The organism is Pseudomonas sp. SDO524_S393 (genome assembly GCF_054071875.1).
In genome coordinates this window covers 22,759-43,532 of the sequence record NZ_JBSVVZ010000050.1, presented here as the reverse complement: position 1 = coordinate 43,532, position 20,774 = coordinate 22,759, and the positions used below count along the sequence as shown (strand labels likewise).

Sequence of the window (20,774 nt, the reverse complement as noted above, 5' to 3'; positions counted from 1 at the left end):
GTATTGGCTGAGCAACGCATCGGCCAGAACACGGAAGTCACTTTGCATTTCGCATTGCGCCTGGAGAATGGCGACACGGTCGACAGCACGTTCGACAAGGCCCCGGCGACCTTCAAGGTCGGTGATGGCAACCTGCTGCCAGGTTTTGAAGCCGCCCTGTTCGGTTTCAAGGCCGGTGACAAACGCACCCTGCAAATCCAGCCGGAAAACGCGTTTGGCCAGCCCAACCCGCAGAACGTGCAGATTATTCCGCGTTCGCAGTTCCAGGACATGGAGCTGTCGGAAGGCCTGCTGGTGATCTTCAATGACGCGGCGAACACCGAACTTCCAGGGGTGGTTAAAACCTTCGATGACGCGCAAGTGACCATCGATTTCAACCACCCGCTGGCCGGTAAAACCTTGACGTTTGATGTTGAAATCATCAGCGTTAAAGCGATCTAACAGAAGATCAGGCCCTGTGAGTGTCGGGCTTGTGTGGGAGCTGGCTTGCCTGCGATTGCATCACCTCGGTGTACCTGATACACCGAGTCGTCTGCATCGCGGGCAAGCCCGGCTCCCACAAAGGCTTACTCTTATAGAGCTGAGTTGATCCAATTTCTTGCGCTGCAAGACACGAGGCACAGCATGCAAATCAAACTCGCCAACCCCCGTGGCTTTTGCGCCGGCGTGGACCGGGCGATCGAAATCGTCAACCGCGCCCTGGAAGTCTTCGGTCCGCCGATCTATGTGCGCCATGAAGTCGTGCACAACAAGTTCGTGGTTGAGGACCTGCGCGCGCGCGGCGCGATCTTTGTCGAGGAACTCGACCAGGTGCCGGACGACGTAATCGTTATCTTCAGTGCCCACGGTGTGTCCCAGGCCGTACGTTCCGAAGCGGCAGGCCGTGGGCTGAAGGTGTTCGATGCCACCTGCCCGCTGGTGACCAAGGTGCACATCGAGGTCGCGCGCTACAGCCGCGACGGTCGTGAGTGCATCCTGATCGGCCACGCCGGCCATCCGGAAGTCGAAGGCACTATGGGCCAGTACGACGCCAGCAATGGCGGCGCCATCTACCTGGTCGAAGACGAAAAAGACGTCGCTGACTTGCAGGTGCACAACCCGGACCGCCTGGCATTCGTTACTCAGACTACCTTGTCCATGGACGACACCAGCCGTGTGATCGACGCCTTGCGCAGTCGTTTCCCGGCCATTGGCGGGCCGCGCAAGGACGACATCTGCTACGCCACGCAAAACCGCCAGGATGCGGTCAAGCAACTGGCCAACGAGTGTGACGTGGTGCTGGTCGTCGGCAGCCCCAACAGCTCCAACTCCAACCGCTTGCGCGAGCTGGCCGAGCGCATGGCGACACCGGCGTATCTGATCGACGGCGCCGAAGACATGCAGCGCAGCTGGTTCGATGGTGTCGAGCGTATCGGCATCACGGCAGGCGCTTCCGCACCGGAAGTGTTGGTGCGCGGTGTAATCCAGCAACTGCATGCGTGGGGTGCTACGGGTGCCGATGAACTGGCTGGGCGCGAAGAGAACATCACGTTCTCAATGCCCAAGGAACTGCGAGTCCGTTCGCTGCTCTGACGACCAAGGTGCCGGAAGGGCTCCGGCACAGCGCCTGCTCGGCTCTGTCGTTGCGCAGGCTGATGCGCCCACTGGGTGCCAGCACGATCTGATACAGACTTTGCGCCACCTCCGTGGCGCAGACGTGCACCGTACCGGCACGAAAACCTCCCGCTGAAAACACCGGCTCGCCCAGGCCGCTGAAGCGCACCTGGCTCTTCACGGGGCCGTTGCCCACGATCGGCACGCGCCCGCTCTCCTGATGAATCAACAGCACCGGGTTGTCGTCGTCCAGGTGGCCGCGCCCGCTTACATCCAGAATCACTCGCCAGCCCTGGGACCAGTCTTCGTCCAGCGCATGAATAACCACCGCTTGGTTGCGCGCGATGGCCTCGGTGCGCGCATAGCGCAGACCGCCCGCCAAGGCTTGCGCGGCGCCTTGACGTTGCTGCGATTCCAGCAAGCCCTTGAAACCGGGCAGTGCAAGGTGAGCCAGAAGTCCGCTCACGATCAGCCCGAGGAGCAATTCGATCAGCGTGAAACCACGTTGTTGCATGGAACATCCCTCCGTGGATGAAGTCGTTCTTCAAGTGGAGAGCTAGGTATAGCGTCCAGTTTCCGGGGCTGAGTGATGGCCTTTACGTCCAAAGTATTTCCCTTTGTTCCCGCAGCAGCGCCCGCGAAAAACCGGCGCTAGTCTTGGGTCGCACAACAGGTTTCACCTGCCTCCTTTGGCCTTCGACATGGACGACGATGCAAATGCCTGCCAGCCCGAACACTCTTTTTACCCGCGCCTTGCCGCGCTGTCAGACCGGCATGACGCTGATCGAAGTGCTGGTCGCGGTGCTGATTCTCGCGGTCGGCCTGCTCGGCACGGCGGCGATCCAGCTCAATGCGCTCAAGTACACCGACAGCTCGCGGATGACCAGCCAGGCCAGCTTCATCGCTTACGACATGCTCGACCGGATACGCGCCAATTCCGCAGCGGATTATTCAGGGGGACGGGCCGAGCGTGCGCCGCTCGGCAGTGCCAGTGTGCGTGATCAGGACCTGCACGATTTCGAAGCCAACATCCTCGGATTTGCCGGGGCGAGCGCCAAGGGGACGGTGGCGATCAGCGGTACCGAGGTCGCCATCAATATCAGTTGGGACGATGCCAGAGGGGCGAACAGTGCGGGCGCGCGGGAAACCTTCACGTTGACCAGTCGCATTGCCGGCGTGCCGGGAGCGGCGCAATGAAAGCGTATGCCCGAGGGTTTGGTCTTCTGGAGTCATTGCTGGCCCTGGCTGTCGGCCTGCTGCTGGTGTTGGGCGTGAGTCAGGTGGTGATCAGCACGCGACTGACCCACGCCAGTCAGCAAGCCGCAATGTTGCTGCAGGACGACGCACGGTTTGCGCTGGGCAAGCTGGTTCAGGATATTCGTCAGGTCGGTATGTTTGGCTGCCTGGGCGTCGCCTTTATCGATGATGCGCCATTGGCTTTTGATCGGCCTGTCAGTTGGAGCGTTTCAGGCAGTTCAAAGGCCCTGACGCTGATCAGTGCGGATGTCGGGGACGGCGGGGGCAAGCCCGACTGGACGGTGCTTTCCGACTGTACCGGGAGTGCCCGGGCTTATGAGGGGCAAGCACCTGCGCCTGCGCCGGGGCAGATTCGTTTTGCGATACGCCAGCTCACCTACACCTTTGAAACCGGCCAATTGAAAGTCAGCAGCCCCGCGGCACCGGCGAAGGCGGCGCTGGTGGATAACGTAGCGGCATTCGAGATCAGTTTCGGCGTGGCGGCCAACCCCATATCGACGAGCGTGGACCATTACGATCTGCAGCCAGCGGACGCTTCGCTGATCCGTAGCGTCCGTATCCTGATCACGCTCCAGGACCCGACAGGGCAGGTCAAGGACCAGACCTACAGCGTCGTGGCGGCGTTGCGAAACCGGTTGGGTTAGGGAGGGCAGGGTCATGAAGGCGTTCATTCAGAAGCGGCAGTCGGGCATGGTGCTGTTGATCAGTCTGGTTTTCCTGCTGCTGCTATCGCTGGTGAGCCTGGCGTCCATGCAGGGCGCGGTATCCCAACAAAAAGTCACGGGCAGCCTCTGGCACCGCAACCAGTCGTTTCAAACCGCCGAGAGTGGTCTCAGGCTGGGAGAGTCAACCCTGCAGCATGGCGCGGCGGCGGTACCGTTATGTCACTCGATTGCTACTTGTGCGCCACCGGCAGAGTCGTTTTCGGTGCTGGGTGCCGGTACGAACCCTGTTTCGGCGGTGACGTGGATGGCTCTGAAGGGGGGCCTGTATGGCCTTCAGGCGTTGGGGCCGGCAGTGGGATTGGCGCAGTTGCCGGCGCAGACCGTCGCCGACCTGTATCGGGTGACGGCGGTGGGCTTGGCTGGCCAATCGCGAACGGTACTGGAAACGGTGTACGCCCGTGTGGCGGAGGGTCCCGGTGTCCGGTTTCAGCGAGTGTCATGGCGGCAACTTCAATAAAGGAGCAGTGGGATGGGCAAGGACAGCCAAGGGTTTACCCTGATCGAGTTACTGATCGCCGTGGCGATCGTTGCGGTGCTGGCAGGTATCGCTTATCCGGGATACAGCAGTCACGTCAAAAAGGGGTATCGCGCCGAGGTGGTGGCGTTGTTGATGGAGCAAGCCCAGCTTCTCGAGCGCTTTTATACGAGGAACGGCAGTTTTATTGACGCAAGCGGCGTCAGCTCGGGCAATGATCGCTATAGAATCACCGCTGCATTGAGCCCTCAGGATTTCAGCCTGGTGGCCACGCCGCTGGTCGATTCGGTCATGGCGGGCGACGCGTGCGGCGATTTCAGTCTCACCAGTACGGGCCTGCGGACCAATCCGGGCGCTTCGCCTGAAATGTCCCGCAAAGCGTGCTGGGGGCGATGATGCGAATGCTGAATGATGGGGCGCCGAGCGCGCTCGTTCCTATTTATCGGCTGGATCAGGTAATGGCTAAGCAAGAGCAAGTGGTAGTTGTCGGCGGTGGAGTCATCGGTTTGTTGACCGCGTTCAACCTGGCTACCCAGGGGCGGCCTGTGGTGTTGCTGGACCGTGCAGGGGTAGGGCAGGAGTCTTCCTGGGCCGGAGGCGGGATTGTGTCCCCACTCTACCCGTGGCGCTACAGCCCGGCTGTCACGGCGCTGGCCCATTGGTCCCAGGACTTCTATCCGCAACTCGCCCAGCGCTTGTTTGCCGCCACCGGGTTGGATCCGGAGGTTCACACTACCGGTCTGTACTGGCTCGATCTGGACGACGAAGCCGAGGCTTTGGCCTGGGCCGCCCGTGAAGGCCGTCCGCTGAGCAAGGTGGACGTTTCGGCGGCCCATGATGCTGTCCCGGTGCTGGGCGGTGGGTATTCCCGCGCGATCTACATGGAGAACGTGGCCAACGTGCGCAACCCGCGTCTGGTCAAGTCCCTCAAGGCCGCGTTGCTGGCATTGCCGGGCGTGACGATTCATGAACAGTGTGAAGTGCGTGGTTTTGTGTTGGAGGCCGGCTGTGTCGTGGGCGTGAACACTACCGCCGGTCCGATTCCGGGTGATCAGGTGGTGTTGGCGGCGGGGGCCTGGAGCGGTGAGTTGTTGCGCACTCTGGGCCTGTCGCTGCCGGTGGAGCCGGTCAAGGGGCAGATGATTCTCTACAAATGTGCAACGGATTTCCTGTCGAGCATGGTGCTGGCCAAGGGGCGCTATGCCATCCCACGGCGTGACGGGCACATTCTGATCGGCAGCACGCTGGAGCATGAAGGGTTCGACAAGACACCGACTGACACCGCTCTGGAAAGCCTCAAGGCGTCGGCAGTGGAGCTGATTCCCGCCCTGGCGGACGCTGAAGTGGTGGGCCACTGGGCCGGCTTGCGGCCAGGCTCGCCGGAGGGCATCCCTTATATCGGCGAGGCTCCGGGCTTCAAAGGTCTGTGGCTCAATTGTGGGCATTACCGCAATGGGCTGGTGCTTGCGCCTGCGTCCTGCCAGTTGTTCGCCGATCTGTTGCTGGGGCGTCCGCCTATTATCGATCCGGCGCCCTATGCTCCTGAAGGGCGGATCAGCGCTGGATAGATTTCGGGCCCTGTTCCAGATGCGCCTGAGTGCAATACCACTCCTGGCGTGAGCTCAGTGCGCGATCCTGCGGCAAGTGCACGCCACAGTGGGCGCAGCGTACCATCGGGGTCGCGTCAGGTTCGCCGCTGCGCTGCTGCCTGGCAGCCGGGCTTTTGAATTTGCGCCAGAACCATACCGCGGCAGCAATGACGGCAATCCAGAACAGTAGACGAACCATGATGGGCAGTTTCTCGACAAGGAATGCGCCAGTTTAGCCAAGGACGTGTCAGGCGCACAGCGCAATAACACCAGCCCATAAAATCGGCCCATAAAAAAGGGAGCCTCGAAGGGCTCCCTTTGTGTGCGTTGTCGACGAGGATCAGTCGAATACGCCGAAGGTCATGTAGCTGAACCACGAGCGGTCCTGGTTGTTGCCCAGGGCCTGCGGTGCTTCCTCCTCGATCACGTCGCCGTTTTCGTCGTGGGGCTTGAGGTCCGAAGGAATGGCGTCCTTGGCGTCCTGGAACTGCTTGATCACGTCCTGGTTGGCGCGGGTTTCTCCCGGCGGCAGCGGAGGACGGGATTCGATCAGGCCCAGGGTGTATTTGCTCAGCCACGAACGATTGTCCGCTTCGGCGACCTGAGGCACGAACTGGCCGTCTTTAAGGCTTGGATGGTCCGGGTAGTTGAGCTTCAAGGTTTCCAGGCTGGTGCTGGCCAGGTCATCCAGGTGCAGACGCTGGTAGGCCTCGGTCATGACTGCCAGGCCGTCACCCACCGAAGGGGTCTCCTGGAAGTTTTCCACCACATAACGACCACGGTTGGCCGCTGCGACGTAGGCCTGGCGGGTCAGGTAGTAGTGAGCCACGTGGATTTCGTAGGACGCCAGCAGGTTGCGCAGGTAGATCATGCGCTGCTTGGCGTCAGGCGCGTAGCGGCTGTTGGGGTAACGGCTGGTCAGCTGGGCGAACTCGTTGTAGGAGTCGCGGGCGGCGCCCGGGTCGCGTTTGGTCATGTCCAGCGGCAGGAAACGCGCCAGCAGGCCGACGTCCTGGTCAAACGAGGTCAGGCCCTTGAGGTAGTAGGCGTAGTCCACGTTCGGGTGCTGGGGGTGCAGGCGAATAAAACGCTCGGCAGCGGACTTGGCGGCCTCGGGCTCGGCGTTCTTGTAATTGGCGTAGATCAGTTCGAGCTGGGCCTGGTCAGCGTAGCGTCCGAACGGATAGCGCGACTCCAGTGCCTTCAGCTTGGCCGTGGCGCTGGTGTAGCTATTATTGTCCAGGTCTTTCTGAGCCAGCTGGTACAGCTCGACTTCGCTCAGGTTTTCGTCGACGACTTCCTTTGTTGACGAGCAAGCAGCAGTCATGGCGAGGATGGCGATCAGCAGCAGGTGTTTCACTTGCATGGCGGCTTGCGTCCCTATGACGGCCGCTGTCTTGGGCGGGGCCGTCCTGTTATGATGAGCGCCCCGTTGAAAGCCTCGGGGCAAAAGACGCCGTATTTAACCACAAGCGCGCAGCCGAAACCAAAGGCTGTGCCACGCCTAGTCTGAGCATGTCCGATAAAATTGAACTTCGCGCAGAGGTGCCGTCCGAATTGGGCGGCCAACGCCTCGATCAAGTCGCCGCACAATTATTCGCCGAGCACTCGCGCTCGCGCCTTTCCGCCTGGATCAAAGACGGCCGCCTGACTGTGGACGGGGCGGTCATCCGCCCGCGAGACATCGTCCATGGCGGTTCGATCCTCGAGCTGACTGCCGAGCAGGAAGCCCAGGGAGAATGGGTCGCCCAGGACATCGAGCTGGACATCGTCTACGAAGACGACGACATCCTGGTGATCAACAAACCTGCGGGCCTGGTGGTGCATCCGGCGGCCGGCCATGCTGATGGCACCTTGCTCAATGCCTTGCTGCATCACGTGCCGGACATCATCAACGTCCCGCGCTGCGGCATCGTGCACCGTCTGGACAAGGACACTACCGGCTTGATGGTGGTGGCCAAGACCATTCAGGCGCAGACGCAACTGGTTGCACAATTGCAGAGCCGCACTGTCAGCCGTATCTACGAATGCATCGTGATCGGCGTGGTCGTGGCGGGTGGCAAGATCAACGCCCCGATTGGCCGCCACGGTCAGCAACGCCAGCGCATGGCGGTGATGGAAGGTGGCAAACCGGCCGTCAGTCACTACCGGGTGCTCGAGCGTTTCCGCTCCCACACCCATGTGCGGGTCAAATTGGAAACCGGGCGCACCCACCAGATTCGTGTGCACATGGCCCATATCAACTTCCCGTTGGTCGGTGACCCGGCCTACGGCGGTCGTTTCCGTATTCCGCCGGCGGCCAGTGCAACCATGGTGGAATCCTTGAAGAACTTCCCGCGCCAGGCGCTGCATGCGCGCTTCCTGGAGCTGGATCATCCGACGAGTGGTAAACGCATGAGCTGGGAATCGGAACTGCCGGACGACTTCGTCTGGCTGTTGTCGCTGCTCAAGCAGGATCGCGAGGCATTTGTCGGATGAGTGACTGGCTGATCCCAGACTGGCCCGCGCCGGCCCGGGTAAAAGCCTGCGTCACCACCCGTGCGGGCGGCGTCAGTGCGGCGCCGTTCGACAGCTTGAACCTGGGCGATCATGTCGAGGACAGCCTGGAAGCTGTCCTGGAAAATCGCCGTCGTCTCACTGATGCCTTTGATATCACGCCCGCCTGGTTGCGTCAGGTTCACGGGGTGACGGTGGTCGAGGCTGACCCGAGCCTCACCGTCGAAGCCGATGGCAGTTGGACCAGCACTCCGGGTATCGCTTGCACGGCCATGACGGCCGATTGCTTGCCTGCGTTGTTCTGCAACCGTGCAGGCACTTGCGTGGCGGCGGCCCACGCTGGCTGGCGTGGACTGGCGGCAGGCGTGCTGGAAGTGGCTGTCGAAAGCCTCGATGTGGCGCCTGATCAAGTGCTCGTATGGCTCGGCCCTGCGATTGGCCCGGGAGCCTTCGAGGTCGGCCCGGAAGTGCGTGAAGCCTTCATGCAGCAGTTGCCGATCACCGCCGAGGCCTTTGTGCCGAGCCATAATCCGGGCAAGTTCATGGCCGACATCTATCAATTGGCTCGCCTGCGGCTCGCCGCGCGCGGCATTACTGCTGTGTATGGTGGTGGTTTCTGCACCGTCACCGACCCGCGCTTCTTTTCCTACCGTCGCAGCCCGCGCACCGGTCGATTCGCCTCCCTTATCTGGCTCGAGCGCTAGACTCTCCTGATCCATATCACGCATCGCCTGCTTGAATCCTGCAAAATCCACCCCATCTATAAGGGCATCTGGCAGGTTTCTTCATTCAGGATGTGTTTACTAGCTCCGGCCTGCTCAAAAGGAAGGTGACTAATGCGTATTGATCGTTTAACCAGCAAATTACAATTGGCCTTATCCGACTCCCAATCCCTGGCAGTCGGCCTCGACCATCCGGCCATCGAGCCCGCGCACTTGATGCAGGCGCTGCTCGAACAACAAGGTGGCTCCATCAAACCCTTGCTGATGCAAGTGGGCTTTGACGTCAACAGCCTGCGCAAGGAGTTGAGCAAAGAGCTCGACCAATTGCCGAAAATCCAGAACCCCACCGGCGACGTGAACATGTCGCAGGAGTTGGCGCGCCTGCTCAATCAGGCGGACCGTCTGGCCCAGCAAAAGGGTGATCAGTTCATCTCCAGCGAACTGGCGCTGCTCGCCGCCATGGACGAAAACAGCAAACTGGGCAAGTTGCTGCTGGGCCAGGGCGTAAGCAAGAAAGCCCTGGAAAATGCCATCAACAACCTGCGTGGTGGCGACGCGGTGAACGACCCCAATCATGAGGAGTCGCGTCAGGCCCTGGATAAATACACCGTCGACCTGACCAAGCGCGCCGAAGACGGCAAGCTCGACCCAGTGATCGGCCGTGACGATGAAATCCGTCGCACCATCCAGGTGCTGCAACGTCGCACCAAGAACAATCCGGTACTCATCGGCGAGCCTGGCGTGGGTAAGACCGCGATTGCCGAAGGCCTGGCCCAGCGCATCATCAATGGCGAGGTGCCGGACGGCCTCAAGGGCAAGCGCCTGCTGTCCCTGGATATGGGCGCGCTGATCGCCGGCGCCAAGTTCCGTGGCGAGTTCGAAGAGCGTTTGAAATCCTTGCTGAACGAACTGTCGAAGCAGGAAGGGCAGATCATCCTGTTTATCGACGAGCTGCACACCATGGTCGGCGCCGGCAAGGGCGAAGGCTCGATGGATGCCGGCAACATGCTCAAGCCGGCGTTGGCGCGGGGTGAATTGCATTGCGTTGGTGCCACCACGCTGAACGAGTACCGCCAGTACATTGAAAAGGACGCGGCCCTTGAGCGTCGTTTCCAGAAAGTGCTGGTGGAAGAGCCGAGCGAAGAGGACACCATCGCGATCCTGCGTGGCCTGAAAGAGCGCTATGAGGTCCACCACAAGGTGGCGATCACCGACGGTGCGATTATTGCGGCGGCCAAATTGAGCCATCGCTACATCACTGACCGTCAGTTGCCCGACAAGGCCATCGACCTGATCGACGAAGCGGCGAGCCGCATTCGCATGGAAATCGATTCCAAGCCGGAAGTGCTCGACCGTCTGGATCGCCGCTTGATTCAACTGAAGGTCGAATCCCAGGCCCTCAAGAAAGAAGAGGACGATGCGGCGAAGAAACGCCTGGAAAAACTCCAGGAAGAGATTGTGCGTCTGGAGCGTGAGTATTCGGACCTGGAAGAAGTCTGGACCTCGGAAAAAGCTGAAGTGCAGGGTTCTGCGCAGATCCAGCAAAAGATCGAGCAGTCCCGTCAGGAACTGGAAGCCGCGCGGCGTAAAGGTGACCTGAACCGCATGGCCGAGTTGCAGTACGGGGTGATCCCGGACCTGGAGCGTAGCCTGCAGATGGTCGATCAACATGGCCAAAGCGAGAACCAGTTACTGCGCAGCAAGGTGACCGAGGAGGAAATTGCCGAAGTCGTCTCCAAGTGGACCGGCATTCCTGTGTCGAAAATGCTTGAAGGAGAACGCGACAAACTGCTGAAAATGGAAAGCCTGTTGCATCAGCGCGTCATCGGCCAGGAAGAGGCGGTGGTGGCGGTGTCCAACGCGGTACGGCGCTCCCGTGCCGGCTTGGCCGACCCGAACCGTCCGAGCGGTTCGTTCATGTTCCTCGGCCCGACCGGCGTGGGCAAGACCGAGCTGTGCAAGGCCTTGGCCGAGTTCCTCTTTGACACCGAAGAGGCCATGGTACGCATCGACATGTCTGAGTTCATGGAGAAACACTCCGTGGCTCGTCTGATCGGTGCGCCACCGGGCTATGTGGGTTATGAAGAGGGTGGTTACCTGACCGAAGCAGTGCGGCGCAAGCCTTACTCGGTGATTCTGCTGGACGAGGTCGAGAAGGCACACCCGGATGTATTCAACATCCTGCTGCAAGTGCTGGAAGATGGCCGTCTGACGGACAGTCACGGGCGTACCGTGGATTTCCGCAACACGGTGATCGTGATGACCTCCAACCTGGGCTCGGCGCAGATCCAGGAGTTGGTAGGGGATCGCGAAGCCCAGCGTGCTGCGGTCATGGATGCGCTGACCACGCACTTCCGTCCGGAATTCATCAACCGGGTCGACGAAGTGGTGATCTTCGAGCCTTTGGCGCGGGATCAGATTGCGGGCATCACGGAGATCCAGCTGGGTCGCCTGCGCAGCCGTCTGGCCGAGCGTGAGCTGGACCTGGAATTGAGCAGCGAGGCGTTGGACAAGCTGATCGCGGTGGGTTACGACCCGGTGTATGGTGCACGGCCCCTGAAGCGTGCGATCCAACGCTGGATCGAGAACCCGTTGGCCCAGTTGATCCTGTCGGGAAGCTTCATGCCGGGCACCCGTGTCACGGCGAGTGTGGAAAACGACGAAATCGTCTTCCACTGAGTCCGGACTGCTGTGTGACAAAAGAAGGCCCTGCATCGCGGGGCCTTTTTTTTCGATAGGGCGTTGAACTGTAAGGCAAAGGCTTGTAAAGTGCGCCCCGCAGCAACGTCAGCCCACGGGTTTCTTCTCCCCAAGAAGAAATCAGAAACAAGCGCAAATCATTGTCTTAAAAGCAATTTAAAGGGTTGACAGGGGTTTTTAAGATTGTAGAATAGCGCGCCTCAGAGGCACGAACGTAGCGATACGGACGGTTGAAGAGAACGTTGTAAAGCAGTAAAAGTTGTACTTTGAAATATGCAGTTCCGTGATAGCTCAGTCGGTAGAGCAAATGACTGTTAATCATTGGGTCCCAGGTTCGAGTCCTGGTCACGGAGCCAATTTCAAACCGGGGTATAGCGCAGTCCGGTAGCGCGCCTGCTTTGGGAGCAGGATGTCGGGAGTTCGAATCCCCCTACCCCGACCATATTTGGGTCGTTAGCTCAGTTGGTAGAGCAGTTGGCTTTTAACCAATTGGTCGTAGGTTCGAATCCCACACGACCCACCATTTTTGAAACCAGTTAATTCTGGGATCGAATCTTAAGATCAGAGGCCAAAAGCGCTGATCGAAGAAGGCGACTGAAAGGTCGCCTTTTTTTTACCGGGGTATAGCGCAGTCCGGTAGCGCGCCTGCTTTGGGAGCAGGATGTCAGGAGTTCGAATCCCCTTACCCCGACCATATTAAAAATCCCCGTATCGAAAGATACGGGGATTTTTTTTGCTCACAATTTTTGAACTGACTGCTGGAAAAATGTGGGAGCGGGCTTGCTCGCGAATGTGGTGGATCAGTGACAGATGTACTGCCTGACACACCGCTCTCGCCAGCAAGCCCGCTCCCACAGTGGTTTGCGCTGTTAGTGAAGTTTTAGCCTGGGCTCGGTGCCTCGGCCAATCTTGCTCCCCAGCATCAGCATCGCCGTGCGGAAGAAGCCATACAGCGCCATCTGGTGCATGCGGTACAGCGACACATAGAACATCCGCGCCAACCAGCCTTCCAGCATCACACTACCGGTGAGGTTGCCCATCAAGTTACCCACCGCCGAGAACCGCGACAGCGAAATCAACGAGCCGTAATCGGTGTACTTGTAGGTGGGCAGGTCCTTGCCCTCAATGCGCAACTTCAGCGATTTGGCCAGCAACGAGGCTTGCTGGTGAGCGGCCTGGGCTCGCGGCGGCACATTGCGATCGGTGCCCGGTTGCGGGCAGGCTGCACAGTCGCCAAAGGCGAAGATGTTTTCGTCACGCGTGGTTTGCAGGGTCGGCAACACTTGCAGTTGGTTGATACGGTTGGTTTCCAGGCCATCGATGTCCTTCAGGAAGCCCGGAGCGCGGATCCCGGCGGCCCAGACCTTCAGGCTGGCTGGAATGACCTGGCCGCTGCTGGTGATCAATGCATCCGCCGTCACTTCGCTGACTGCCGAGTTGGTCAGCACTGTCACCCCAAGTTTCTCCAGGGTTTTATGCACAGGCCCGCCGATACGCTCCGGCAGGGCAGGCAGCACCCGCGGGCCGGCTTCGATCAGGGTGATGTGCATGTTTTCCGGTTTGATGCGGTCAAGACCATAGGCCGCCAGCTCATGGGCGGCGTTGTGCAGCTCGGCGGCCAGCTCGACGCCCGTCGCGCCGGCACCGACGATGGCAACGCTGATCTGCTCCACGGCGTCCGTCTGTCCGGCGTGGGCGCGCAGATAATGGTTGAGCAGTTGCTGATGGAAGCGTTCGGCCTGTTTACGGGTGTCGAGGAACAGACAATGCTGCGCCGCACCTTCGGTGCCGAAGTCATTAGTGGTGCTGCCGACCGCGATCACCAGGCTGTCATAACCCAGCACACGGGCAGGCAACAGTTCGCGGCCTTCTTCGTCGAGGGTGGCGGCCAGCTGGATTTTCTTTTGTTCACGGTCGAGCCCGCTCATGCGTCCCAGCTGAAACTCGAAGTGGTTCCATTTCGCCTGGGCGACATAGTTGAGTTCGTCTTCCGAAGAGTTCAGGGAGCCAGCGGCCACTTCGTGCAGCAGGGGTTTCCAGATATGGGTCAGGTTGGCGTCCACCAGCGTGATGCTGGCAGTGCCGCGCTTGCCCAGAGTCTTACCCAGGCGGGTAGCCAACTCCAGGCCGCCGGCGCCGCCGCCGACGATAATAATACGATGGATCATGGGGATATCTCGCAAGGCTAAAAGAAATCGGAGCAGTTACCCCCGCGAGCGCCAGGCAGCTCATAGCGTCAGGTAACTCAAAAGGCGGCTCAGCAGTCCGAGCCCGATCACCACCACCAGCACCACACCGAGGAGCAGCCAAGGCCGGAAAGGCTTGCGCTCGACTCGGTTCTGGGACAGTTGCAGGTACTCTTCGACATGCTGTTGGTCATCGGGGTTCAGGCGACTGGTCATAAAGGCCTCGTCAGGTAGACGTTGCAAAGGGGCGCCACGTTACAGGCATTGCCACAAGCGTAGCCTGTGCCCGAGTCACAGGCTGATGCCCACGTCGAACACTATGCTGCGCCCCAGATTGTTGCGCAAGAAGTCCGGCGCGTCGGGATGGGCAAACAACACCCGCGCAAAGGTCGGTCCGACCAGTGACAGCGAGCGCCATCCCTGGCGCAGGTATTCGGTGGGGGGAGGGAAGTGGCTATTGAGGTCCAGCACTTCGCGCTTGAGGCTGGTGAAGGCGACGATATCCAGCTCCCCCAGGTCCATGCCGCGCTCTTTATAGTTGTGCGCTTTCTTGCGCAGGGTTGGTGCCAGGCGTAACAGAAACTCATGGGCCGGAATACGCCGGGGTTTGGCTTCGCGCCTCACCAGTTGGCTCAGTGAAAAGGCACTGCGTCGGCGTAGCAACTCGTCACGCCATTCGTCGTTCAGGCGCCTGCCTTCATCCAGCACGAAAAACACTTCGAAACTGGCATCGCGAAACAGCACATCCGGTGGTTCCTGCCCGGCGGCATGAAACTCTTCGGCGCGATAGGGCACATTCAAGCCTTGCAGCAGGCGTTGGCAGACCCAACGCTCACGCTCCCATTTGCGGGCATTGGACAGGAATGCGTTGGCTTGTTCGGCTGCCACGGTGAGCAGGCGCAAGTAATCAGAGTCATCCATAGCTAGCAGCTTAGCGCCCAAATGATGACCGCAGGAAGTCCTGCCGCAAAAGGTCGGTGTAGACTGGTCACTCGACCGTTACCCAGGCAAGGGAGTACGCCGTGAAGTGTTTATCGAGGCTATTTTCGGAGCACTCGCTTCTTGACGCTCGGCACCTGGAACGGGTGAAACCGTGATCGGCGCAGCGGTCCTGGCGCCGGAAACCCTCAGCATCGGCTGGCTGATGTACGCGCCTGTAGTGATGTGGGCGACCCTGCGCGCGCCTTGGGTCGAGCTGTTTGCCGACCGGCGGCGCCAGCACCTGCTGTTCGGCACCGTGTTTGCGCTGTTCATGTTGTGGCTGGTGCGACGGGATTTCGATACCGGTGTTTCTTATCACTTTATCGGCATGACGGCGGTCACGCTGCTGCTGGATTGGCCCCTGGCGGTCGTGGGAGGGTTTGCGGCGCAGGTAGGCTTGATGGCGCTGGGGCGCCAGGACCTGGCAGCTCTGGGTATCAATGGCCTGTTGCTGGTCGTGCTGCCGGTGCTGGTGACTGAAGCCTGCGCGCTGGTGGTCGAGCGCGCGCAACCGCGTAACCCCTTTGTCTATATCTTCTGCTCCGGTTTTTTTGCGGCCGCGCTGTCGGCGTTGCTCTGCCTGCTGGCGGGCCTGGGGTTGCTGTGGCTGGACGGTCGTTTCGCGATGCCGGAATGGCTGGAGGATTTTGTCGGTTACCTGTGGCTGATGATTTTTCCAGAGGCCTTTATCAACGGGATGGTGGTCAGCGCGCTGGTGGTGTTTTGCCCTGAATGGCTGGAGACGTTCAATCGCTCGCGTTACCTCTCGGCCCCGTGGAAAGACGACGACTCAACGCGTTGACCCAGATCAAACCCTGCCTATCCAGGCAGGCCCATGCTTTGCGCACTATTCATGGGCAACACGGCGGGGCGAATCATGGGGGTGTACGAGTGGGCACGGCAGGAGTTGCGCAGAAGCCAGGATGCGGCACAGGAAATTGGCTTTGACCCGGGGTTGACCCTGCGTGCGATGCTCAGCGCGGTGGTGCAGCAGAGCAAAGGCGTACGTACGTTCGAGGACCTGGCCGACGAGCTGCAATATCTCGCAGAAAACCTCGACGACCAGCAGATCCATGCCTTTATGCGACCTTAGTGGCGCGGTGTCAGATCTTCGGAAAACAGCTCGTCCTCGGCATCCGGGGCGACAGGAATCTTGTGGTCTTCGGCGGCCCAGGCGCCCAGGTCGATGAGTTTGCAGCGGTCCGAGCAGAACGGCCGGTTGGGGTTGGTCGCTTTCCATTCCACGGGGGCGCCGCAGGTTGGGCAGTCGACGGTCAAGGGTTGGCTCATGATCGGCCTCCACGCAAAGTAAGATAAAAGTGATGCAGTCGCTCGACCTCGCCGTGCAACCAGGCGAGGTCTTTGTCGTTGACCAGCACGTCATCGGCATGGCTCAAGCGGTCTTCGCGGCTGGACTGGGCCTTGAGGATCGCCTGCACCTGCTGTTCACTGATGCCGTCACGTTGCAAGGTGCGCTGTACCTGCAACGATTGCGGCACGTCGATCACCAGGATGCGCTGGGTCATGCTGTACTGGCCGGACTCGATCAGCAGCGGTGACACCAGGATCGCGTAGGGTGATTGTGCGCGGGCCAGGTGGCTGCGAATTTCTTCACCGATCAGCGGATGCAGCAAGGCTTCCAGCCACAGGCGCTCTTCGGGGTTTTCAAAGATGCGCTTGCGCAGCACCGCGCGATCCAGTTGGCCGTCCGGTTGAAGCACGCCATCGCCAAAGTGTTCGGCGATGCGGGCCAGCGCCGGACGCCCCGGCTCGACCACCCAGCGCGCGGCGTGGTCGGCGTCGACCAGGTCGATACCCAGGTCGATAAAGTGTTGGGCCGCCGCGCTCTTGCCGCTGCCAATGCCGCCTGTGAGGCCGAGAATCCAGGGTGTTGCAACAGAAGTGGTCATCTGAAACCGACAGACTGCAAATAGAAGTCGGTTATTTGACCACCCCAGAGCAATGCAATCCAGCCGGCAATCGCCAGATACGGACCAAACGGCATCGGCGTCGACGCCTGGGCCTTGCGCAACCGCAGCAGAATCAGCCCGGCAATCACGCCCACCAGCGAGGACATCAACAGCGTCATTGGTAGAATTTGCCAGCCACCCCAGGCGCCCAGCAGGGCCAACAGCTTGAAGTCTCCATGGCCCATTCCGTCCTTGCCGGTCACCCATTTGAACAGCCAGAACACCGTCCACAGGCTCATGTAGCCGATGACCGCTCCCCAAAGTGCGTCGGTCAACGCCACCCAGCCGCCCAGGCTGTTGGCGATCAGCCCCAGCCAGAGCAAGGGCAACACCAGTACGTCGGGCAACAACTGATGGTGTGCGTCGATCAAGCTCATCGCCAGCAGTCCCCAGCTCAACAGCAACACGGCGCCTGCTTGCCAGCCAAAGCCGAAGTGCCAGGCGACCACCGCCGAGAGCAGCCCGCAGGCCAGCTCGGTAAAGGGGTAGCGGGCACTGATGGTTCCACGGCAATGGGCGCAACGCCCTCTGAGCATGATGTAGCTGAGCAGCGGGATATTTTCCCAGGGGCGGATCGGATGATTGCAATGGGGGCAGCAGGAGTTGGGTCGCATCAGGTTGTAGGGCGGAGCGGCCGGATCGCCGGGCAGCCCGAGTACTTCATGGGCCTGGGCGCGCCATTCGCGCTCGAGGATTTTCGGCAGGCGCCACACCAGCACATTGAGGAAGCTGCCCACAATCAGGCCCAGTACCAGCGCCAGCCCGACGAAGGCCCAGGGTTGTTGACTCAGCAGCAGGCTCAAAATGCACTGCCCAGCTGAAATACCGGCAGGTACATCGCAATGACCAGCCCGCCGACGATGCCGCCCAATACCACCATGATCAGCGGCTCCATCAGGCTGGTGAGATGATCGACCAGGTTATCCACATCGGCCTCGTAGTGGCTGGCGACTTTTTCCAGCATGCGGTCCAGGGTGCCCGACTCCTCGCCGATGGCGGTCATCTGGATGGCCATGCCGGGAAACAGGCCGCTGGCCGTCATGGCATGGTTCAACGGTATACCGGTCGATACAGCGTGACGCATATGTTCGATCGCCTGTCTGAACGGCCCGCTCCCGACGGCGCCTGCCACCGAGTCCAGTGCCGGCAATAGTGGAACACCCGCTGCAAAGGTGGTTGAAAGTGTGCGCGCGTAGCGGGCCACAGCCGTTTTTTTCAGCAGTGTGCCTGCCAGGGGCGTTTTCAACAAACCCGCATCGAGCCTTTCGCGAAAACCGGGCGAGGTGCGATACGCGTGACGCAACCCGACAAGCCCGGCACCAATGCCCAGCAACACGGCCCACCACGCGCGCTGCATGAACTCGGACAGCGCGATGACGTGCAGGGTCAGGCTGGGCAGTTGGCTGCCCACGCCGGCGAACAGGTTCTGGAACTGTGGCACGACATGGATCAGCAGGATCGCACTGACCAGGCTGGCGATGACCAGAACCGCCACAGGGTAGGTCATGGCTTTCTTGATTCTGGCCTTGAGCTGCTGGCTTTTTTCCAGGTGAATCGCTACCCGCTCCAGCAGGGTTTCCAGAGCGCCCGCCTGCTCGCCGGCTGCAACCAGATTGCAATACAGGTCATCGAACTGACGGGGGTGTCTGCGCAGCGCCATCGTCAGGCTGTTGCCCGCCGCAATGTCCTGCTTCAGTCCTTGAACCCGCTCGCGCAACGACCGGTTTTCGAAGCCTTCAGCGATGATGTCCAGGGCTTGCAGCAGGGGAATGCCGGCTTTGAGCAGCGTGGCCAACTGGCGAGTGAACAGCGCGATTTCGGCAGGGCTTATCGCGGGGGCAAAACTGGGCAGCCCCGGTGTTTTTCTGCGCACCCGCTCCGGGCTGATACCTTGCTGGCGCAACCGGGCCTTGATCATTGCCGGGCTGTGCCCCGCAGTTTGCCCGGACACCCTGCGTCCCTTGCGGTTGATGCCTTCCCAGGCGTAGAGCGTTGACGCGTCGTTCATGTTGCGATTCCGCATGCAGGTCGTCGAAGATTCATAGCTTAGTCAGGTGACAGAGTCAGACACGCTGGCGGCGAAGGATAAAATGTCAGATTGTGCGTCCTGGACGCGATGGAGTGCTCGCCGATGAGTACACTGGCGCCGCTGTGAAATACGGGGCGCAGGATGTGCCTCGTCATGAGTTCTATTCTGGAGAGTGAAAGTGATGCGTCAGAAAGGTTTTACTTTGATCGAGCTGCTGATCGTCGTGGCAATCATCGGCATATTGGCCACCATCGGCCTGCCCATGTACACCACCCACCAGGCCAAGGCCAAGTTCACTGCGGGTCTGGCTGAAATCTCCGCCTTGAAGGCAGGCTATGAAGACACCCTCAACCAGGGCACCGTACCGACCCTGGCGCTGATCGGCGGCACCAGCCCCACCGCCAACTGCCGGATCGAGGTGACTGGCGACGTCGCTACCGGTGCCGGCTCCCTCAACTGCGAAATACTCGACGCGCCTGCGCCCGTGCTGGGCAAGACCATCACCCTGACGCGCAGCGCCACCACCGGCTGGAAATGCACCACGACAGCTGAAGCGAAATACATCGCCAAGGGTTGCGATACCAGCGGGGCCTGACAGCCCAACCTTCTGCATGGATGTAAAGGTGGCCCATGTCATTGTCCCTACAGCAGCGTGGCAATATTTTTCTGGTCGTGGTGGTGTGCCTGCTGACGCTGGGCATCTGCCTGCCAGTCAGTGGGCATGACCTGCAGCGCGTGATGCAGATCGCCATTGGCTTGTGTGCCGTGCTGTATGGACTGTCGGTTGCCTGTGGAGAGTGGTTGGTGGACCGGTCCACGGCGGTCGGTGTGGCGCTGGTGATAGCCCTGGGGCTGGTGTCTTCGGCGCTGGCTCGTCAGCCGTTGTGGGCACTTGTCGAAGTGGCGTTGTTCGTCAGCTGTGGCGCGATTGCCGTGGCGTTTGCCTTGCTTCGCCGCCGGGGTGACGAGTCACTGGACCGGGTGTTGATGGTGATCGTGGTGATGCTCTGCCTGATCAAGTCGATCCAGTATCTGTATGCCGGCACCTTGGCGTTCACCAGCGGGAAGCCAACGCTGGACCCGGACCTCCTGCTCTGGAGCTTTTCCAACAAGCGTTTTTACGGCCAGTTTCAGACGTTCACCTTGCCTTTGCTGGCGCTTCCCTTGCTGATGCCCACGTTTTCCCGCCCGTTCAGGAGCGGGATTTTTGTGCTGCTCTGTGTCTGGTGGCTGATCGCGATCAGTGGCGGCACCCGGGGAACCTGGCTTGGCCTGGGTGTCGCCGGAGCGGTACTCGTTCTATTGGGACCATGGGCGCGCCGCTGGGTTATCTGGCAATTGGGCGCCGTGTGCGTCGGGCTGGTGTTGTATTGGCTGACGTTCACGGTGCTGGCCGACTACCTGGGGATCGAAATCGTCAACGCGGCCAGTGATCGTCTGACCACCTCGCTGTCGGGACGCGGCCCGATCTGGTGGCAAGCCTGGCATATGGTGGCCGAGCGGCCCTGGCTGGGGTTCGGGCCGATGCACTTTGCCGATATTGCCAACAAGATTGCCGCCCACCCCCATCAGGCGATCTTGCAATGGGCCAGTGAATGGGGCGTGCCGTCGGCCTTGTGCGTACTGGCCCTGGCGTGGCGCAGCGGTTGGGCGACGCTGGTTGTGTTGCGTGAGCGGGCGCAGTCCGGCGAACCCGCTGACCTGCTGAGGTTGGGCCTGTTTGCCGCGCTGACGGGGTCATTGGTGCAGTCCATGGTCGATGGCGTGATGGTGATGCCTGTCTCCCAGGTCTGGCTTGCGCTGGTGGTGGGCTGGCTGATGGCGTTGCATGTGTGGCGAACACCGACGGCAGCGCCTCTACCAGTGGGGTGGTTTGTAGGAAGAGTCGCCGGGGTATTGGCCGTTGGTCTGTTGATCGTTATCGCGATACGCGACGTGCCGGACCTCAAGCAAGCCCAGCAACACTACCTGGACGATAGAGGCGCGCACCTGCAACCTCGTTTCTGGGCCCAGGGCGTCATTGCCCCGCAAAGCCCGTAAGTTGCCGGACG

The 20,774-nt window shown here is 60.7% G+C and carries 24 protein-coding genes and 4 tRNA genes; 18 read left to right on the top strand and 10 right to left on the bottom strand.

Annotated elements, in window-relative coordinates; genetic code table 11:
* Positions 1-3 precede the first annotated feature (3 nt).
* Positions 4-441 carry an FKBP-type peptidyl-prolyl cis-trans isomerase gene (gene fkpB / locus ACW9IB_RS20605; protein WP_457365445.1) on the top strand — a complete coding sequence of 146 codons (438 nt, stop codon included), beginning with the start codon at positions 4-6 and terminating at the stop codon, positions 439-441.
* Between the two features lie 183 nt (positions 442-624).
* Positions 625-1,572: a 4-hydroxy-3-methylbut-2-enyl diphosphate reductase gene (gene ispH, locus ACW9IB_RS20600; protein ID WP_457415249.1), complete on the top strand. Its 948-nt coding sequence runs from the start codon at positions 625-627 to the stop codon at positions 1,570-1,572.
* On the opposite strand, the gene ACW9IB_RS20595 is transcribed toward ispH, so the two are convergent.
* On the bottom strand, positions 1,526-2,107 hold the full coding sequence (locus tag ACW9IB_RS20595) for a GspH/FimT family pseudopilin (protein ID WP_457415247.1): 582 nt from the start codon (positions 2,105-2,107) through the stop codon (positions 1,526-1,528). The two genes, ispH and ACW9IB_RS20595, sit on opposite strands and share 47 nt — an antisense overlap.
* Before the next feature lie 203 nt (positions 2,108-2,310).
* Between ACW9IB_RS20595 and pilV the strand changes: the two genes are divergently transcribed.
* The 5 genes from pilV to thiO all read left to right on the top strand — a co-directional run bounded on the left by pilV (position 2,311) and on the right by thiO (position 5,618).
* The gene (gene pilV / locus ACW9IB_RS20590; protein ID WP_457415255.1) at positions 2,311-2,790 is read left to right on the top strand and encodes a type IV pilus modification protein PilV; all 480 of its coding nucleotides are present in this window, start codon (positions 2,311-2,313) and stop codon (positions 2,788-2,790) included.
* Positions 2,787-3,494, top strand: a complete 708-nt coding sequence (locus ACW9IB_RS20585; protein WP_457415244.1) for a PilW family protein — start codon at positions 2,787-2,789, stop codon at positions 3,492-3,494. Before pilV ends, ACW9IB_RS20585 begins: the two co-directional genes overlap by 4 nt.
* A 13-nt stretch (positions 3,495-3,507) precedes the next feature.
* On the top strand, positions 3,508-4,032 hold the full coding sequence (locus ACW9IB_RS20580) for a pilus assembly PilX family protein (protein WP_457415242.1): 525 nt from the start codon (positions 3,508-3,510) through the stop codon (positions 4,030-4,032).
* A gap of 12 nt (positions 4,033-4,044) precedes the next feature.
* Complete coding sequence (locus ACW9IB_RS20575) at positions 4,045-4,446, top strand: type IV pilin protein (RefSeq protein ID WP_457415239.1); 402 nt, start codon at positions 4,045-4,047, stop codon at positions 4,444-4,446.
* Positions 4,447-4,508: 62 nt separating this feature from the next.
* Positions 4,509-5,618 (top strand): glycine oxidase ThiO, encoded by a 1,110-nt coding sequence (gene thiO / locus ACW9IB_RS20570; RefSeq protein ID WP_457415236.1) that lies wholly within the window; start codon positions 4,509-4,511, stop codon positions 5,616-5,618.
* On the opposite strand, the gene ACW9IB_RS20565 is transcribed toward thiO, so the two are convergent.
* Together ACW9IB_RS20565 and ACW9IB_RS20560 are read right to left on the bottom strand one after the other, a co-directional pair.
* Entirely contained in the window at positions 5,605-5,838 is a 234-nt protein-coding gene (locus ACW9IB_RS20565) for a PP0621 family protein (RefSeq protein WP_457365305.1), read from the bottom strand. The two genes, thiO and ACW9IB_RS20565, sit on opposite strands and share 14 nt — an antisense overlap.
* A 141-nt stretch (positions 5,839-5,979) precedes the next feature.
* Complete coding sequence (locus tag ACW9IB_RS20560; RefSeq protein ID WP_457415234.1) at positions 5,980-7,005, bottom strand: outer membrane protein assembly factor BamD; 1,026 nt, start codon at positions 7,003-7,005, stop codon at positions 5,980-5,982.
* Positions 7,006-7,154: 149 nt separating this feature from the next.
* On the opposite strand from ACW9IB_RS20560, the gene rluD reads away from it, so the two are divergent.
* The 7 genes from rluD to ACW9IB_RS20525 all read left to right on the top strand — a co-directional run bounded on the left by rluD (position 7,155) and on the right by ACW9IB_RS20525 (position 12,251).
* Positions 7,155-8,117 (top strand): 23S rRNA pseudouridine(1911/1915/1917) synthase RluD, encoded by a 963-nt coding sequence (gene rluD, locus ACW9IB_RS20555; RefSeq protein ID WP_457365307.1) that lies wholly within the window; start codon positions 7,155-7,157, stop codon positions 8,115-8,117.
* On the top strand, positions 8,114-8,839 hold the full coding sequence (gene pgeF / locus ACW9IB_RS20550) for a peptidoglycan editing factor PgeF (RefSeq protein WP_457415231.1): 726 nt from the start codon (positions 8,114-8,116) through the stop codon (positions 8,837-8,839). Before rluD ends, pgeF begins: the two co-directional genes overlap by 4 nt.
* A gap of 132 nt (positions 8,840-8,971) precedes the next feature.
* Entirely contained in the window at positions 8,972-11,536 is a 2,565-nt protein-coding gene (gene clpB, locus ACW9IB_RS20545) for an ATP-dependent chaperone ClpB (protein WP_457415228.1), read from the top strand.
* Positions 11,537-11,837: 301 nt separating this feature from the next.
* Positions 11,838-11,913: transfer RNA gene (locus ACW9IB_RS20540), tRNA-Asn, on the top strand.
* A gap of 9 nt (positions 11,914-11,922) precedes the next feature.
* Positions 11,923-11,999 (top strand) — tRNA-Pro (locus ACW9IB_RS20535).
* A gap of 5 nt (positions 12,000-12,004) precedes the next feature.
* Positions 12,005-12,080: transfer RNA gene (locus ACW9IB_RS20530), tRNA-Lys, on the top strand.
* Positions 12,081-12,174: 94 nt separating this feature from the next.
* Positions 12,175-12,251: transfer RNA gene (locus ACW9IB_RS20525), tRNA-Pro, on the top strand.
* A 175-nt stretch (positions 12,252-12,426) separates the two neighbouring features.
* Here the strand turns inward: ACW9IB_RS20525 and ACW9IB_RS20520 are convergent.
* From ACW9IB_RS20520 to ACW9IB_RS20510, 3 genes are all read right to left on the bottom strand, one after another.
* Positions 12,427-13,725, bottom strand: a complete 1,299-nt coding sequence (locus ACW9IB_RS20520; protein WP_457415224.1) for an NAD(P)/FAD-dependent oxidoreductase — start codon at positions 13,723-13,725, stop codon at positions 12,427-12,429.
* A gap of 60 nt (positions 13,726-13,785) precedes the next feature.
* Positions 13,786-13,959: a DUF3094 family protein gene (locus ACW9IB_RS20515; protein WP_016976295.1), complete on the bottom strand. Its 174-nt coding sequence runs from the start codon at positions 13,957-13,959 to the stop codon at positions 13,786-13,788.
* A 75-nt stretch (positions 13,960-14,034) separates the two neighbouring features.
* Positions 14,035-14,664 carry a DUF1780 domain-containing protein gene (locus ACW9IB_RS20510; RefSeq protein WP_010213242.1) on the bottom strand — a complete coding sequence of 210 codons (630 nt, stop codon included), beginning with the start codon at positions 14,662-14,664 and terminating at the stop codon, positions 14,035-14,037.
* Between the two features lie 172 nt (positions 14,665-14,836).
* Between ACW9IB_RS20510 and ACW9IB_RS20505 the strand changes: the two genes are divergently transcribed.
* A complete protein-coding gene (locus ACW9IB_RS20505; protein WP_457365311.1) occupies positions 14,837-15,526 on the top strand; it encodes an energy-coupling factor ABC transporter permease in 690 nt (229 codons plus the stop codon).
* Between the two features lie 75 nt (positions 15,527-15,601).
* Positions 15,602-15,817, top strand: a complete 216-nt coding sequence (locus tag ACW9IB_RS20500) for a hypothetical protein (RefSeq protein ID WP_457365447.1) — start codon at positions 15,602-15,604, stop codon at positions 15,815-15,817.
* On the opposite strand, the gene yacG is transcribed toward ACW9IB_RS20500, so the two are convergent.
* From yacG to ACW9IB_RS20480, 4 genes are read right to left on the bottom strand one after another with little or no spacing between them, the layout of a single operon-like run.
* Positions 15,814-16,014 (bottom strand): DNA gyrase inhibitor YacG, encoded by a 201-nt coding sequence (gene yacG / locus ACW9IB_RS20495; RefSeq protein WP_457365312.1) that lies wholly within the window; start codon positions 16,012-16,014, stop codon positions 15,814-15,816. The genes ACW9IB_RS20500 and yacG overlap by 4 nt on opposite strands.
* Positions 16,011-16,634, bottom strand: a complete 624-nt coding sequence (coaE, locus tag ACW9IB_RS20490; RefSeq protein WP_457365313.1) for a dephospho-CoA kinase — start codon at positions 16,632-16,634, stop codon at positions 16,011-16,013. The genes yacG and coaE overlap by 4 nt, the downstream gene beginning before the upstream one ends.
* The gene (locus ACW9IB_RS20485) at positions 16,631-17,497 is read right to left on the bottom strand and encodes a prepilin peptidase (RefSeq protein WP_457415222.1); all 867 of its coding nucleotides are present in this window, start codon (positions 17,495-17,497) and stop codon (positions 16,631-16,633) included. Before ACW9IB_RS20485 ends, coaE begins: the two co-directional genes overlap by 4 nt.
* Positions 17,494-18,702, bottom strand: a complete 1,209-nt coding sequence (locus ACW9IB_RS20480) for a type II secretion system F family protein (RefSeq protein WP_457415220.1) — start codon at positions 18,700-18,702, stop codon at positions 17,494-17,496. Before ACW9IB_RS20480 ends, ACW9IB_RS20485 begins: the two co-directional genes overlap by 4 nt.
* A 202-nt stretch (positions 18,703-18,904) precedes the next feature.
* On the opposite strand from ACW9IB_RS20480, the gene ACW9IB_RS20475 reads away from it, so the two are divergent.
* Positions 18,905-19,318, top strand: coding sequence for a pilin (locus ACW9IB_RS20475; protein WP_457365448.1), 414 nt, complete (start codon positions 18,905-18,907; stop codon positions 19,316-19,318).
* A gap of 35 nt (positions 19,319-19,353) precedes the next feature.
* Positions 19,354-20,763 carry an O-antigen ligase family protein gene (locus ACW9IB_RS20470; RefSeq protein WP_457415217.1) on the top strand — a complete coding sequence of 470 codons (1,410 nt, stop codon included), beginning with the start codon at positions 19,354-19,356 and terminating at the stop codon, positions 20,761-20,763.
* Positions 20,764-20,774 lie beyond the last annotated feature (11 nt).

Coding starts and splice junctions, on each gene's coding strand:
- ispH (WP_457415249.1), top strand. CDS start 625: ATGCAAATCAAACTCGCCAACCCCCGTGGCTTTTGCGCCGGCGTGGAC.
- ACW9IB_RS20595 (WP_457415247.1), bottom strand. CDS start 2,107: ATGCAACAACGTGGTTTCACGCTGATCGAATTGCTCCTCGGGCTGATC.
- pilV (WP_457415255.1), top strand. CDS start 2,311: ATGCCTGCCAGCCCGAACACTCTTTTTACCCGCGCCTTGCCGCGCTGT.
- ACW9IB_RS20585 (WP_457415244.1), top strand. CDS start 2,787: ATGAAAGCGTATGCCCGAGGGTTTGGTCTTCTGGAGTCATTGCTGGCC.
- ACW9IB_RS20580 (WP_457415242.1), top strand. CDS start 3,508: ATGAAGGCGTTCATTCAGAAGCGGCAGTCGGGCATGGTGCTGTTGATC.
- ACW9IB_RS20575 (WP_457415239.1), top strand. CDS start 4,045: ATGGGCAAGGACAGCCAAGGGTTTACCCTGATCGAGTTACTGATCGCC.
- thiO (WP_457415236.1), top strand. CDS start 4,509: ATGGCTAAGCAAGAGCAAGTGGTAGTTGTCGGCGGTGGAGTCATCGGT.
- ACW9IB_RS20565 (WP_457365305.1), bottom strand. CDS start 5,838: ATGGTTCGTCTACTGTTCTGGATTGCCGTCATTGCTGCCGCGGTATGG.
- ACW9IB_RS20560 (WP_457415234.1), bottom strand. CDS start 7,005: ATGCAAGTGAAACACCTGCTGCTGATCGCCATCCTCGCCATGACTGCT.
- rluD (WP_457365307.1), top strand. CDS start 7,155: ATGTCCGATAAAATTGAACTTCGCGCAGAGGTGCCGTCCGAATTGGGC.
- pgeF (WP_457415231.1), top strand. CDS start 8,114: ATGAGTGACTGGCTGATCCCAGACTGGCCCGCGCCGGCCCGGGTAAAA.
- clpB (WP_457415228.1), top strand. CDS start 8,972: ATGCGTATTGATCGTTTAACCAGCAAATTACAATTGGCCTTATCCGAC.
- ACW9IB_RS20520 (WP_457415224.1), bottom strand. CDS start 13,725: ATGATCCATCGTATTATTATCGTCGGCGGCGGCGCCGGCGGCCTGGAG.
- ACW9IB_RS20515 (WP_016976295.1), bottom strand. CDS start 13,959: ATGACCAGTCGCCTGAACCCCGATGACCAACAGCATGTCGAAGAGTAC.
- ACW9IB_RS20510 (WP_010213242.1), bottom strand. CDS start 14,664: ATGGATGACTCTGATTACTTGCGCCTGCTCACCGTGGCAGCCGAACAA.
- ACW9IB_RS20500 (WP_457365447.1), top strand. CDS start 15,602: ATGGGGGTGTACGAGTGGGCACGGCAGGAGTTGCGCAGAAGCCAGGAT.
- yacG (WP_457365312.1), bottom strand. CDS start 16,014: ATGAGCCAACCCTTGACCGTCGACTGCCCAACCTGCGGCGCCCCCGTG.
- coaE (WP_457365313.1), bottom strand. CDS start 16,634: ATGACCACTTCTGTTGCAACACCCTGGATTCTCGGCCTCACAGGCGGC.
- ACW9IB_RS20480 (WP_457415220.1), bottom strand. CDS start 18,702: ATGAACGACGCGTCAACGCTCTACGCCTGGGAAGGCATCAACCGCAAG.
- ACW9IB_RS20475 (WP_457365448.1), top strand. CDS start 18,905: ATGCGTCAGAAAGGTTTTACTTTGATCGAGCTGCTGATCGTCGTGGCA.
- ACW9IB_RS20470 (WP_457415217.1), top strand. CDS start 19,354: ATGTCATTGTCCCTACAGCAGCGTGGCAATATTTTTCTGGTCGTGGTG.